Source organism: Enterobacter cloacae complex sp. OE43NF (assembly GCF_023544405.1).
GTDB lineage: Bacteria > Pseudomonadota > Gammaproteobacteria > Enterobacterales > Enterobacteriaceae > Enterobacter > Enterobacter cloacae.
This window is the reverse complement of record NZ_JAMJFW010000029.1, coordinates 50214-63834: the sequence shown is the minus strand read 5'-3', so window position 1 is coordinate 63834 and position 13621 is coordinate 50214. Positions and strand designations below refer to the sequence as shown.

Annotated in this window: 14 protein-coding genes; 6 read left to right on the top strand and 8 right to left on the bottom strand. The window is 51.8% G+C overall.

Annotated elements, in window-relative coordinates:
- From M8370_RS14755 to ugd, 5 genes are all read left to right on the top strand, one after another.
- Positions 1 to 212 (top strand): hypothetical protein (locus M8370_RS14755; RefSeq protein WP_250021240.1); only part of this gene is annotated, 212 nt, incomplete at its 5' end.
- Positions 213 to 361: 149 nt separating this feature from the next.
- Complete coding sequence (gene gnd / locus M8370_RS14750) at positions 362 to 1768, top strand: NADP-dependent phosphogluconate dehydrogenase (protein ID WP_000043519.1); 1407 nt, start codon at positions 362 to 364, stop codon at positions 1766 to 1768.
- A gap of 92 nt (positions 1769 to 1860) precedes the next feature.
- The gene (gene rfbB / locus M8370_RS14745; RefSeq protein WP_250021239.1) at positions 1861 to 2949 is read left to right on the top strand and encodes a dTDP-glucose 4,6-dehydratase; all 1089 of its coding nucleotides are present in this window, start codon (positions 1861 to 1863) and stop codon (positions 2947 to 2949) included.
- Positions 2946 to 3827 carry a glucose-1-phosphate thymidylyltransferase RfbA gene (rfbA, locus tag M8370_RS14740; protein WP_013097851.1) on the top strand — a complete coding sequence of 294 codons (882 nt, stop codon included), beginning with the start codon at positions 2946 to 2948 and terminating at the stop codon, positions 3825 to 3827. The genes rfbB and rfbA overlap by 4 nt, the downstream gene beginning before the upstream one ends.
- 240 nt (positions 3828 to 4067) lie before the next feature.
- Positions 4068 to 5234 (top strand): UDP-glucose 6-dehydrogenase, encoded by a 1167-nt coding sequence (gene ugd / locus M8370_RS14735; RefSeq protein ID WP_023620898.1) that lies wholly within the window; start codon positions 4068 to 4070, stop codon positions 5232 to 5234.
- A gap of 52 nt (positions 5235 to 5286) precedes the next feature.
- On the opposite strand, the gene M8370_RS14730 is transcribed toward ugd, so the two are convergent.
- Positions 5287 to 6291, bottom strand: a complete 1005-nt coding sequence (locus tag M8370_RS14730) for an NAD-dependent epimerase (RefSeq protein WP_250021238.1) — start codon at positions 6289 to 6291, stop codon at positions 5287 to 5289.
- A 192-nt stretch (positions 6292 to 6483) separates the two neighbouring features.
- Here M8370_RS14730 and wzzB point away from each other — a divergent pair, with 192 nt between their 5' ends.
- Positions 6484 to 7464 (top strand): LPS O-antigen chain length determinant protein WzzB, encoded by a 981-nt coding sequence (gene wzzB, locus M8370_RS14725; protein ID WP_013097848.1) that lies wholly within the window; start codon positions 6484 to 6486, stop codon positions 7462 to 7464.
- Between the two features lie 40 nt (positions 7465 to 7504).
- Here the strand turns inward: wzzB and hisIE are convergent, their stop codons facing one another.
- The 7 genes from hisIE to hisD are packed head-to-tail and all read right to left on the bottom strand — an operon-like array spanning position 7505 to position 13621.
- Complete coding sequence (gene hisIE / locus M8370_RS14720) at positions 7505 to 8116, bottom strand: bifunctional phosphoribosyl-AMP cyclohydrolase/phosphoribosyl-ATP diphosphatase HisIE (protein WP_000954830.1); 612 nt, start codon at positions 8114 to 8116, stop codon at positions 7505 to 7507.
- Positions 8110 to 8886, bottom strand: a complete 777-nt coding sequence (hisF, locus tag M8370_RS14715) for an imidazole glycerol phosphate synthase subunit HisF (RefSeq protein WP_013097847.1) — start codon at positions 8884 to 8886, stop codon at positions 8110 to 8112. The genes hisIE and hisF overlap by 7 nt, the downstream gene beginning before the upstream one ends.
- Positions 8868 to 9605, bottom strand: coding sequence for a 1-(5-phosphoribosyl)-5-[(5-phosphoribosylamino)methylideneamino]imidazole-4-carboxamide isomerase (gene hisA, locus M8370_RS14710; protein ID WP_023620901.1), 738 nt, complete (start codon positions 9603 to 9605; stop codon positions 8868 to 8870). The genes hisF and hisA overlap by 19 nt, the downstream gene beginning before the upstream one ends.
- Complete coding sequence (hisH, locus tag M8370_RS14705; protein WP_250021237.1) at positions 9605 to 10195, bottom strand: imidazole glycerol phosphate synthase subunit HisH; 591 nt, start codon at positions 10193 to 10195, stop codon at positions 9605 to 9607. Before hisH ends, hisA begins: the two co-directional genes overlap by 1 nt.
- Positions 10195 to 11262 (bottom strand): bifunctional histidinol-phosphatase/imidazoleglycerol-phosphate dehydratase HisB, encoded by a 1068-nt coding sequence (gene hisB, locus M8370_RS14700; RefSeq protein WP_047024631.1) that lies wholly within the window; start codon positions 11260 to 11262, stop codon positions 10195 to 10197. Before hisB ends, hisH begins: the two co-directional genes overlap by 1 nt.
- Positions 11259 to 12320: a histidinol-phosphate transaminase gene (hisC, locus tag M8370_RS14695; protein ID WP_108452943.1), complete on the bottom strand. Its 1062-nt coding sequence runs from the start codon at positions 12318 to 12320 to the stop codon at positions 11259 to 11261. The genes hisB and hisC overlap by 4 nt, the downstream gene beginning before the upstream one ends.
- A complete protein-coding gene (hisD, locus tag M8370_RS14690; protein ID WP_038979609.1) occupies positions 12317 to 13621 on the bottom strand; it encodes a histidinol dehydrogenase in 1305 nt (434 codons plus the stop codon). Before hisD ends, hisC begins: the two co-directional genes overlap by 4 nt.

Genomic DNA, 13621 nt, shown 5'->3' with positions numbered 1-13621 from the left:
AGGCTAATGTAGGGTTTTGCTATCCTTATAATGAATTTACTCCAGGGTGTAAAATATATAATGAAGTGGACTTGGAATGTTTTATTTTATCAGATAGTGTTGAATATCAAAACGAAAGATCAAAAATAAGAACTATTACAAATACTAAACCTTCGGGGAATTGTTTCGAAGTGGCAAATTATATCAAGCAGTTGTGTATTAGTAGGCGGTGAGAGCGTGTGTTATGAGATTTTATGTATTGTCTAAAACACTCTAGAATATCGCACATCTTCTACTAACCACTCATCAGCAAAGTGAGTTAATATCAGTGAACATTCAAGCCGCGCACAGTCGCGGCGACCACACCTGACAGGAGTATGTAATGTCCAAGCAACAGATCGGCGTTGTCGGTATGGCAGTGATGGGGCGCAACCTGGCGCTCAACATCGAAAGCCGTGGTTATACCGTCTCCGTTTTCAACCGCTCCCGTGATAAGACCGAAGAAGTCATCGCTGAGAATCCGGGTAAGAAACTGGTTCCTTTCTATACGGTTAAAGAGTTTGTTGAATCTCTGGAAACGCCTCGTCGTATCCTGTTAATGGTGAAAGCGGGCGCAGGTACCGATGCAGCCATCGATTCCCTGAAACCTTATCTGGACAAAGGCGACATCATCATTGATGGTGGCAACACCTTCTTCCAGGACACCATTCGTCGTAACCGTGAACTCTCTGCTGAAGGTTTCAACTTCATCGGTACCGGTGTTTCCGGTGGTGAAGAGGGCGCGCTGAAAGGCCCATCTATCATGCCTGGCGGCCAGAAAGAAGCGTACGAGCTTGTTGCGCCAATCCTGACCAAAATCGCTGCGGTTGCGGAAGATGGTGAGCCGTGTGTGACCTATATCGGCCCGGACGGTGCAGGCCACTATGTTAAGATGGTTCACAACGGCATCGAATACGGCGATATGCAGCTGATTGCTGAAGCCTACTCTCTGCTGAAGGGGGGCCTGAATCTTTCCAACGAAGAACTCGCAGAGACCTTCACCGAGTGGAACAAAGGCGAGCTGAACAGCTATCTGATCGACATCACCAAAGATATCTTCACGAAGAAAGATGAAGAGGGTAAATACCTGGTCGATGTGATTCTTGACGAAGCGGCGAACAAAGGTACCGGCAAATGGACCAGCCAGAGCTCTCTGGACCTGGGCGAACCGCTGTCTCTGATCACTGAATCCGTATTCGCTCGTTACATCTCTTCTCTGAAAGATCAGCGCGTTGCGGCTTCCAAAGTGCTGTCTGGTCCGCAGGCTAAACCAGCTGCTGACAAAGCGGAATTCGTTGAGAAGGTTCGTCGTGCTCTGTACTTGGGCAAAATCGTCTCTTACGCGCAGGGTTTCTCTCAGTTACGCGCGGCTTCTGACGAAAACAACTGGGATCTGAACTACGGTGAAATCGCGAAGATCTTCCGTGCAGGTTGCATCATCCGCGCCCAGTTCCTGCAGAAAATCACCGATGCCTATGCTGAAAATGCAGGTATCGCGAACCTGCTTCTGGCACCTTACTTTAAGAAGATTGCTGACGAATACCAGCAGGCGCTGCGTGATGTGGTTGCATACGCTGTACAGAACGGTATTCCTGTGCCGACCTTCTCCGCTGCAGTGGCGTATTACGACAGCTATCGCGCTGCCGTACTGCCTGCCAACCTGATCCAGGCGCAGCGTGACTACTTCGGTGCGCATACGTATAAACGTACGGATAAAGAAGGTGTGTTCCACACCGAATGGCTGGATTAATCTAATTAGTTCTGCCATTCCATCAAGCCCGGTAGCGATACCGGGCTTTTTTATCTCGCCAAGTCCACTCACTTTTGAACGGAATAGATTGCGTGAAAATTCTCGTCACCGGTGGTGCCGGTTTTATCGGTTCCGCGGTTATCCGACATATCATTAATAATACTCAAGATAGCGTTGTTAACGTTGATAAATTGACCTATGCCGGTAATCTGGAATCCTTGCGTGAAGTAAGCGATAGTGACCGCTATGTTTTTGAACATGCTGATATATGCGACAAAATTGCAATGGAAAAGATTTTTGCCGCTCATCAACCCGATGCAGTAATGCACCTGGCGGCAGAAAGCCATGTTGATCGCTCCATCACTGGGCCAGCTGCATTTATTGAAACAAATATTGTTGGCACTTACGTCCTGTTAGAAACGAGTCGCGCTTACTGGTCTGCACTGGATGAGCGGGCTAAATCGACATTTCGTTTTCACCATATTTCAACAGATGAAGTTTATGGCGATTTACCCCATCCTGATGAGCATCACAGCTCCTCTTCGTTACCGCTCTTTACCGAAAAAACAGCGTATGCGCCAAGCAGTCCCTATTCCGCATCAAAAGCATCAAGCGATCATTTAGTTCGTGCATGGATCCGCACCTACGGACTGCCGGGGATTGTCACTAACTGCTCCAATAACTATGGTCCTTTTCATTTCCCAGAGAAATTAATTCCACTCGTCATCCTTAATGCTCTCGAAAATAAGGCATTACCTATTTATGGCAAAGGTGACCAGATCCGCGATTGGCTATATGTTGAAGATCATGCACGTGCGTTGTATGCCGTTCTGACTACGGGTAAAACTGGCGAAACATATAATATTGGCGGCTACAACGAGAAGAAAAATATTGAGGTAGTTCATACAATATGCGATCTGCTGGATGAAATTGTACCTAAAACAAACTCTTATCGGGACCAGATCACCTACGTAACCGATCGTCCTGGACACGATCGTCGTTATGCCATTGATGCCCGTAAAATTACAGCTGAACTAGGTTGGAAACCTCAGGAGACGTTTGAGAGTGGCATTCGAAAAACAGTCGAATGGTATTTGAACAACCAGGAATGGGTTTCTAATGTTCAAAGCGGTGCTTACAAAAGCTGGATTGAGCAGAATTATGGAGATCGCAAGAAATGACGAAGCGTAAAGGTATCATTTTAGCTGGCGGTTCTGGTACGCGTCTTTATCCCGTAACGATGGCGGTAAGTAAACAGCTCCTGCCAATTTACGATAAACCGATGATCTATTACCCGCTTTCTACGTTAATGCTGTCGGGTATCAAGGACATTTTGATTATCAGCACGCCACAGGATACGCCTCGTTTCGAACAATTGCTGGGGGATGGCAGCCAATGGGGATTGCGCCTGCAGTATAAAGTACAGCCGAGTCCCGATGGACTGGCGCAGGCCTTTATTCTGGGTGAAGAATTTATCGGTGATGACAATTGTGCTCTGGTGTTAGGTGACAATATTTTCTATGGTCATGATTTACCCAGATTACTCGAGGATGCAGCCAGCCAGGAAAAAGGCGCGACCGTTTTTGCCTATCATGTCAGTGACCCGGAGCGTTATGGTGTCGTTGAATTTGATAAAGAAGGTGCAGCAATTGGCATTGAAGAAAAGCCTGAAAAGCCGAAGAGTAATTACGCGATAACCGGCCTCTATTTTTATGATAATGATGTTATTGAGATGGCCAAAACCTTACGCCCGTCGGCACGTGGTGAGCTTGAAATAACAGACATCAATCGTCTTTACATGCAGAAGGGACAATTGTCGGTAGCGATGATGAGACGCGGTTATGCCTGGCTCGATACCGGAACACATCAGAGTATGATCGAGGCGAGCAACTTTATTGCCACTATCGAAGAACGGCAGGGGCTGAAAGTATCCTGTCCTGAAGAGATTGCTTTCCGTCGGGGCTTCATCAATGCGGAGCAGCTTCAGTTGCTTGCCGAGCCATTAAAAAAGACGGGTTATGGTCAATATCTACTAAATCTCATTAAGGGATTAGTCTGATTTGAGCTCAACTGTTAATTTTCTTTTTTTTAGCTCGGATAGTCGTCAAATGCAGCGTTGATGCTGGTGTAAAGGCGACTAACATGGCGTTTGGATGGTTCCTGATACGGAGAAAAAGCCCTTGCCTGGCAGGGTGTGAATCTTGACAGGGAATTGGCATTAGCGCTAAAAATCCACCAGTTAATCATTGTGGTGGGCCTTTGAATGTCACCAGAAACTCATACTGAAGAAGTCAAGTAAATGAAAATAACAATCTCCGGAACAGGCTATGTTGGACTCTCGAACGGTATTCTGATTGCCCAGAACCATGAAGTGGTTGCGCTGGATATCGTGCAGTCCAAAGTGGATATGCTCAACCAGAAGAAATCGCCAATTGTTGACAAAGAAATCCAGGATTATCTTACTCATAAAGAACTGAATTTCCGCGCTACTACGGATAAAGAAGATGCCTACCGCGATGCGGATTACGTCATCATTGCCACTCCTACCGACTACGATCCGAAAACGAATTACTTTAACACATCCACTGTAGAAGCGGTCATTAAAGACGTTATCGCAATCAACCCGAACGCGGTGATGGTGATTAAGTCAACCATTCCGGTAGGTTTCACTAAATCCATCAAAGAAGAGTTGGGCATCGATAACGTCTTCTTCTCGCCAGAGTTCCTGCGCGAGGGCAGGGCGTTATACGATAACCTGCATCCTTCCCGTATCGTGATTGGTGAGCGTTCTGAACGTGCTGAACGTTTTGCCGCGCTGCTGCAGGAAGGAGCAATTAAGAAAGATATTCCGGTACTGTTTACCGACTCCACTGAAGCGGAGGCGATTAAGCTTTTCGCCAATACCTACCTGGCAATGCGTGTCGCTTACTTCAACGAACTGGACAGCTACGCAGAGAGCCTGGGGTTAAATACCCGCCAGATTATCGAAGGTGTTTGTCTCGATCCGCGCATTGGTAACCACTATAACAACCCGTCATTTGGCTACGGTGGTTACTGCCTGCCAAAAGATACCAAGCAGCTGCTGGCCAACTATCAGGCTGTGCCAAACAACCTGATTTCAGCCATTGTGGATGCCAACCGTACGCGTAAGGATTTCATTTCTGATTCCATCCTCGCGCGTCAGCCGAAAGTGGTGGGTGTATATCGTCTGATCATGAAGAGCGGTTCCGATAACTTCCGCGCCTCTTCCATTCAGGGGATCATGAAGCGTATTAAAGCGAAGGGTGTACAGGTCATTATTTATGAGCCTGCGATGCAGGAAGATGAGTTCTTCCATTCACGCGTGATTCGCGATCTGGATGCGTTCAAGCAGGAAGCGGATGTGATCATCTCTAACCGTATGGCAGCAGAACTGGCAGACGTGGCGGATAAAGTGTATACCCGCGATCTGTTTGGTAGCGACTGATATTCTGCGTTAAGCACGTAAAAAACCCGGCCTGTGTGCCGGGTTTTTTGTTTTAGACGTTGTAGAAAACGCGATACCAGTCCACGAAGTTTTTTACCCCGTCTTTGACTGAGGTCTGCGGTTTAAAACCAATAACGTCATACAACGCTTTCGTGTCCGCGCTGGTTTCCAGCACGTCACCCGGTTGAATCGGCATCATGTTTTTCTCTGCTTCTTTGCCGAGAGCTTCTTCCAGCGCCGTAATGTAATCCATAAGCTCAACCGGAGAGCTGTTACCAATGTTATAAACGCGATAAGGCGCGGAACTGGTCGCCGGCGAACCGGTTTCGACAGTCCAGTTTTCATCAGCCTGAGGGATAACATCCTGTAGGCGGAGAATAGCTTCGGCGATGTCATCAATATAGGTAAAGTCGCGCTTCATCTTGCCGTAGTTGTAGACATCAATGCTTTTGCCTTCGAGCATCGCCTTTGTAAACTTAAACAGCGCCATGTCCGGACGTCCCCACGGGCCATACACGGTAAAGAAACGCAGACCAGTGGTCGGCAGGTTATACAGATGGGAATAAGTATGCGACATCAGCTCATTGGCTTTTTTGGTCGCCGCGTACAGTGACACCGGGTGGTCTACCGAGTCGTCAGTGGAGAACGGCATCTTGCGGTTCAGACCATAAACGGAGCTTGATGACGCATACAGCAGGTGCTGTACCTTGTTATGGCGACAACCTTCCAGCACGTTAAGGTGACCGACCAGGTTAGCATCCGCATACGCGTGCGGATTTTCCAGCGAGTAGCGCACACCTGCTTGTGCGGCCAGATGTATCACGCGCTCAAACTTCTCAGAGGCAAACAGCGCTGCCATGGCTTCACGATCGGCTAACTCCATCTTGTGGAAGGTGAAATTCCCGGATTTCAGTAAATCCAGACGTGCCAGCTTGAGATTGACGTCGTAGTAGTCGTTCAGATTATCAATACCGACTACCTGGTGTCCGGCATCCAGCAAGCGTTTGCTGACATGCGATCCGATAAATCCTGCCGCGCCCGTAACCAAAAATTTCATATCTTCCTCGTTAACTCTTCGTTCTTGTCGATGCCTGAGACATCAGAATTGCTATATGATAGCGCGTTGGCCGCGAGTTATATAACCCATCTTTCCGATATAACTCATCGGATTCTGATAGAAAAATCGCTGGCAACAGATACACTATGTAGACATCACTTTTTTTGCCCTTTTTCATCTGTTAGGGATTGTATGACGCAGAACAACAATACTCCGGTTAATAGCAGTAATGGTCCGGAGCAAATTGATTTACTTGATTTAGTGCTACAACTGTGGCGTGGAAAGTGGGTAATTGGCGCTTTTGTTGCTGTTTTTATCATCATTGCGGGTATTTACATCACCGTTGCAAAAGAAAAATGGACCTCGTCCGCCATCATTTCCCAGCCGGATGCGGCGCAGATTGCCACATACGCGAATGCACTGAATATCCTTTATGGTAGTGCTGCTCCTTCAATGCAGGATATCCAAAACCGTGCCATTGGTCGTTTCAATTCCTCATTTTCTGCTTTAGCTCAGGCGCTTGAAAATCAGGAAATGCCAGAAAAACTGACCATCGATTCTACCGTTAAAGGGCAAGCGTTGCCGTTGAGCGTCACGTATCAAGGTGAATCTGCTGAAGCTGCGCAGAAGCAGCTGGCGCAATACATTCAGCAAGTAGACGAGCAAACTGCGAAGGAACTTGCGCTCGATCTTAAAGATAACATTAAGCAGCAGATTACCACGCTAAATGACTCTCTTGAAAACCAGGAGAAAGTTGCTCAGGAGCAAAAAGATCTGCGTATCCAACAGATCACTGAGGCGCTTAAGAATGCGGAAGCGGCGAAAATTACCACCCCGCAGATCCAGCAAACTCAGGACGTGACTCAGGAAACCATGTTCCTGCTGGGAAGCGAAGCGCTGAAATCGATGATTGATAACGAAGCGTCTCGTCCACTGGTCTTCCCTGGTGCGTATTATCAGACCAAACAAAACTTACTGGATATTGAAAAGCTGAACGTGAAGCCGGACACCATTCATGTCTATCGTTACGTCATGAAGCCGGATCTTCCTATCCGACGTGACAGCCCGAAAAAGGCCATCACGTTAATTCTGGCAGTCTTGCTCGGTGGGATTATCGGTTCTGGTGTGGTTCTCGGCCGCAACGCGTTGCGTAACTACAAACCAAAAGCCTGACTTGCAGATAAAAAAAAACCGGGGAAATTCCCCGGTTTTTTTATTTATGCCGCTTACGAAGATTCTCAATCACCGCCGTTAAATCCAGCTCTTGATCCTGCAGCAGCACCAGCAGGTGATACATCAAATCAGACGCTTCATTGGTCAGCTCTTCGCGGTCATGCACCGTCGCGGCCAGCGCGGTCTCAACGCCTTCTTCACCCACTTTCTGCGCAATACGCTTGGTGCCGCTTGCATACAGCTTCGCCGTATACGAGCTGGAAGGATCTGCCGTTTTACGCTCAGCCAGTAACTGCTCCAGTTGATACAGGAACAGCCACTGGTGGCTAGCCTCTCCGAAGCAGCTGCTGGTACCTTTATGGCAGGTCGGACCGATGGGGTTAGCCAGAACCAGCAGAGTATCGTTGTCGCAATCCGGCGTAATGCTAACCACATTCAGGAAGTGGCCAGAGGTTTCCCCTTTGGTCCACAGGCGCTGTTTCGTGCGCGAGAAGAAGGTCACTTTGCCGCTGTCGACCGTTTTCGCCAGCGCCTCCTGGTTCATGTATCCCAGCATCAGCACTTCACCGGAAACGGCATGCTGGACAACCACGGGCAGTAATCCGTCAGTTTTTTCCCAGTCCAGCTGCGCCTGTTGTTGCTCTGTTAACATACCCTGATCTCCACGCCCTGGTCGGCCAGGTACGTTTTTAACTCACCAATATTGATAATCTGTTTGTGGAACACGGAAGCCGCCAGCGCGCCGTCAACGTTCGCATCGCGGAAGGCTTCCAGGAAGTGTTCCATAGTGCCCGCGCCGCCGGAAGCGATCAGCGGTACGTGACAAACCGCACGCACTTTTTTCAGCTGTTCCAGATCGTAACCGTTACGCACGCCGTCCTGGTTCATCATGTTCAACACGATTTCGCCTGCGCCACGTTTCTGCACTTCCTGAACCCAGTCCAGCGTCTCCCATTGGGTCACGCGGGTACGGCTTTCGTCGCCGGTATACTGGTTGACGTGATACTTGCCGGTGGCCGCGTCATACCAGGTGTCGATCCCGACAACAATACACTGCACGCCAAAGCGATCGGCCAGACGGGTAATCAACTCCGGGTCGGCCAGCGCAGGGGAGTTGATTGAAATTTTGTCGGCACCAAAGGAGAGGATTTTCGCCGCATCTTCTGCAGACTTAATCCCGCCCGCCACGCAGAACGGAATATCAATGACTTCTGCGACGCGCGCGACCCAGCTTTTGTCCACCACGCGGCCATCGCTGGAGGCGGTGATATCATAAAATACCAGTTCGTCTGCACCTTCATCGGCATAGCGTTTTGCCAGTGGGACGATGTCGCCGATGATCTCGTGGTTGCGGAACTGCACGCCTTTTACGACCTGGCCGTCACGTACGTCCAGGCAAGGGATTATCCGTTTTGCCAGCATTGAATCGCCTCCGTCACAGTAAATTTTCCTTCAAGCAGGGCCCGGCCCACAATCACACCCTTCACGCCGGTTCCGCGCAGTGCGGCGATGTCGTTAATATCACCTATGCCGCCAGAGGACTGAAACGCCACCTGCGGATAGCGGGCGCAAACTTCTTGATATAAAGAAACGTTAGAGCCTGCCAGCGTGCCGTCGCGGGAGATATCGGTGCACAACACGTGCTTCAGGCCAACGGGCAGATAAATATCCACCAGCTCCTCCAGGGTAACGCCAGAATTCTCCTGCCAGCCGCTGACCGCTACCTGCTTATTGCCCTGTTCGTCGATACGGACATCCAGGGCCAGCACCAGCGCGTCGGCACCAAAGCGGCGGAACCAGCCTTTCACCGTGTCGGGGTCTTTGACCGCCGTCGAGCCGACCACCACGCGCGCCACGCCCGCGTCCAGCAGTGCCGCAACGTCATCTTCCGTGCGCACACCGCCACCAACCTGTACGGGGACATCCACGCCCGCTACCAGTTTTTTTAACAGTGGGATCTGGCGTTTTGCCGGATCTTTTGCGCCCGTTAAATCCACCAGGTGCAGCACCTGCGCACCCTGAGCGGCATAATCCTGCAGGCGGGGCAGCGGATCGTTACCGTAGTCGCGCTGCTGGCCGTAATCACCCTGATGAAGACGAACAACCGTGCCGTCAATTAAGTCTAAAGCGGGAATAATCATCACATCTCCAGGAAGTTTTTCAGCAGCTGAGCGCCTGCGGCACCCGAACGTTCCGGGTGAAACTGCACGCCGAAGAAGTTATCTTTCTGCACTGCCGCGGTAAACGCCTCGCCATAATTGCACTGGGCGATGGTGTAGGGATTCACCGGCATGGCGTAGCTGTGCACGAAGTAGAAGTAAGCGCCATCCTCAATGCCGCGAAACAGTCTGTCACCCGCTTTCGCATAAACGCGGTTCCAGCCCATATGTGGCAGTGGTAAACCGTGATCGGCCATTTTTGGCACGTCTTCTTCAATAATACCCAGCAGTTCGACGCCGTTGCTCTCTTCACTACGACGGCCGAGCAGTTGCATACCCAGGCAAATCCCGAGCACTGGCTGGGTACAGGCTTTGATGAGATCGACCAGTTCACGCTCGTGGATCTGATCCATCGCCGCCTGCGCGGTGCCTACACCAGGCAGGAAGAGTTTGTCTGCGCGCAGCACGACGTCCGGGTCGCGGCTCACCATCGGCTCGTAGCCGTGGCGCGCAATGGCCGATTTCACGGAGTTCAGGTTGGCGCATCCGGTATCCAGAATCACCACATTCATTACAGCACTCCTTTTGATGAGGGCAGGGCGTCACCTTCCACACGAATTGCCTGGCGCAGGGTACGGCCAAAGGCCTTGAACAGGCTCTCCACTCGGTGGTGGTCGTTCTTGCCTTTGGTCTTCAGGTGTAGCGTCAGGCCCATGGTGTAGGACAATGAGCGGAAGAAGTGCTCCACCATTTCGGTGCTGAGATCGCCCACGCGCTGGTAGGTGAAATCGGCTTTATATTCCAGGTGAGGACGACCGGAGATATCCATCGCACAGCGCGCCAGGCACTCATCCATTGGCAGAACAAACCCAAAACGGTTGATGCCACGTTTGTCGCCCAGGGCCAGCTTCAGCGCTTCGCCCAGCGCCAGACCGGTGTCTTCAACGGTGTGGTGATCGTCAATGTAGAGATCGCCTTTAACCGTAATCTCCATGCGGAAGCCGCCGTGGGTGGCAATCTGATCCAGCATGTGGTCGAAGAAACCCACCCCGGTGTGGATCTTGCTGCCGCCTTCGCGATCCAGCCACACCTTCACGTCAATCTGTGTCTCTTTGGTGTTGCGTTCTACGTGCGAGTAGCGGTCACGTTTGGTGAGCTGCTCGCCAATCTTCACCCAGTTGAGTTCGTCGCGGTTGTAGCGCAGCCCGGCGATGCCCATATTTTCGGCAAGCGTAATGTCGGTGGCGCGATCGCCAATAACGTAGCTGTTAGCTTTATCCAGGACATCTTCCAGCAGATAGCGCTCTACCAGTTTCACCTTCGGCTTGCGGCAGTCGCACGCATCGGCAGGCAGGTGTGGGCAAATCAGCACCTCATCAAATACCACCCCCTGAGAGGTGAGTACCTGCATCATCAGATTATGCGGGCCGTCAAAGTCGGCCTGCGGGAAGCTGTCGGTACCCAGACCGTCCTGGTTGGTGATCATCACCAGCTTATATCCGGCTTTCTGCAGTTTCAGCAGCACCGGGATCACGTCTGGTTCAAAAGCCAGTTTGTCGAAACGATCGACCTGAAAATCGGTTGGTGGCTCCGAAATCAGGGTGCCGTCTCGGTCGATAAAGAGGATCTTCTGGCTCATACTTTCTCCGCTTTCAGTGCGTCAATCACGCGCTGGCTCTCTGCATGGGTACCTACGGTAATACGCAGGCAGCCGCTCAGAGAAGGTTGTTTATTTTGATCACGTAAGATAATGCCCTGATCCCATAAAGATTTAAATACGGCACTGGAGGCGGTAAAGCGAACCAGGAGGTAGTTGGTTTCAGAGTCGAACACCTGCTCTACGCAAGGGATCGCTTTCAGGGCGGTCACCAGGTACTGTCGTTCTTCCAGGATTTGCGCCACACGCTCACGCATCGCATTGATCCCTTGCGGGGTCAGGGCCTGAGCGGCAATGTCAGCCACGGGAGTAGAAAGCGGATAGGGGGCGATCACTTTCAGCAGCAGGTCGATCACCGCTTTATTGGCCAGCGTAAACCCGCAGCGCAGACCTGCGAGCGCAAAGGCTTTCGACAGCGTACGCAGCACCACCAGGTGTGGGTACTCTTCCAGCCAGCCGGCCAGCGTCGCCTGAGGGCAGAACTCAATATAGGCTTCGTCGGCGACCACCAGTGCTTTGCCGCGGGTCATCTCCAGCAGGGTACGGATATCCTGAGGGTTGATAATTTGCCCGGTCGGGTTGTTGGGGCTACAGACAAAGACCACCTTCACGCCGTCCAGATTGTCGGCAATTCCCTGCAGGTCCAGCTGCCAGTTCTCCAGGGAGAGCACGTTACGGCACGCCACGCCAAAGGTTTCCGCGCTGACGCTGTACATGCCGTAGGTAGGCTGGCAATACATCACCGCATCTTTACCCGGCTCGCAGAACGCGCGGATCAACAGCTCAATGCCTTCATCCGCCCCGCGGCTGACCAGCACCTGCTCCGGCTTCACGCCCGCATATTGCGCATAGTTTTCAATCACTGCTTTTGGCTGGCACTCCGGATAACGGTTCAGCGTCTGCTGCGACAGCTCAAACTGTACCGCTGTCGGGAATTCGTTGGCGTTCAGCCAGACATCACCGTTGCCGCCCAGGCGACGAGCAGACTGATAAGGCGTCAGTCGACGGACATTTTCCCGCGCTAATTCTTCAATGTTCATGCTTGCTCCTTCAGGGCTGCAACGCGCAGCGTAACGGCGTTTTTGTGGGCGGTAAGGCGCTCGGCGGCGGCCAGCGTCTCAATGGTGGACGCCAGCGAGGCAAACCCTTCACGGGAGAGTTCCTGCACAGTCATGCGTTTCTGGAAATCGGCCAGACCCAGGCTGGAACAGGTCGAGGTGTAACCATACGTCGGCAGAACGTGGTTGGTGCCGGAGGCGTAGTCGCCCGCGGACTCCGGGGACCAGTCGCCGAGGAAAACCGAACCTGCACTGGTGATGCTGTCGACCAGGTCGCGCGCGTTGCGGGTCTGAATAATCAGGTGCTCCGGGCCGTACTGGTTGGAGATAGCGATGCACTGGTCAAGATCGCGCGCCACAATCAGGCGGCTGGCGGATAACGCCTGGCGTGCCGTATCGGCGCGGGGTAAATCGGCAAGCTGACGCTCTACGGCTTCACCCACGCGTTTGGCCATATCGGCATCTGGCGTCAGTAAAATCACCTGCGAATCCGGGCCGTGTTCCGCCTGGGATAACAGGTCAGACGCCACAAAATCCGGCGTGGCGCCGCTGTCGGCAATCACCAGCACTTCCGACGGACCCGCCGGCATATCAATGGCCGCGCCATCAAGACGCTGGCTGACCTGGCGCTTGGCTTCGGTGACAAAGGCGTTACCCGGGCCAAATATTTTGTCGACCTTCGGGATAGATTCTGTGCCAAACGCGAGGGCAGAAATCGCCTGTGCGCCGCCGACTTTAAACACTTCCTGCACGCCGCAGAGTTTTGCAGCATAGAGAATTTCATCGGCAATCGGTGGTGGAGAGCAGAGCACCACTTTCTGGCAACCTGCAATACGCGCCGGGGTGGCCAACATTAATACGGTTGAGAACAGCGGGGCGGAGCCGCCAGGGATGTAGAGACCCACCGAGGCGACGGGACGGGTCACCTGCTGGCATCGCACGCCCGGCAGCGTTTCCACATCAACGGTCTGCAATTTCTGCGCGACGTGGAAGGTCTCGATGTTTTTCACTGCGACGGCCATCGCCTGTTTGATGTCATCACCCAGACGATTACTGGCATCAATGATTTCCTGTTCGGTAACCTTTAATGCATCAACTTCCGTTTTATCAAACTTTGCACTGTATTCCCGCAGCGCTTTATCGCCACGGGTTTTGACGTTATTCAGGATCTCCGTCACGGTACGGGTGATGCTTTCGGAGGCGCTGATGGCCGGGCGCATTAACAGCTCGCGCTGCTGTTCGTCAGTACACTCATTCCAGGTAATGATAGTGTTAAAGCTCAT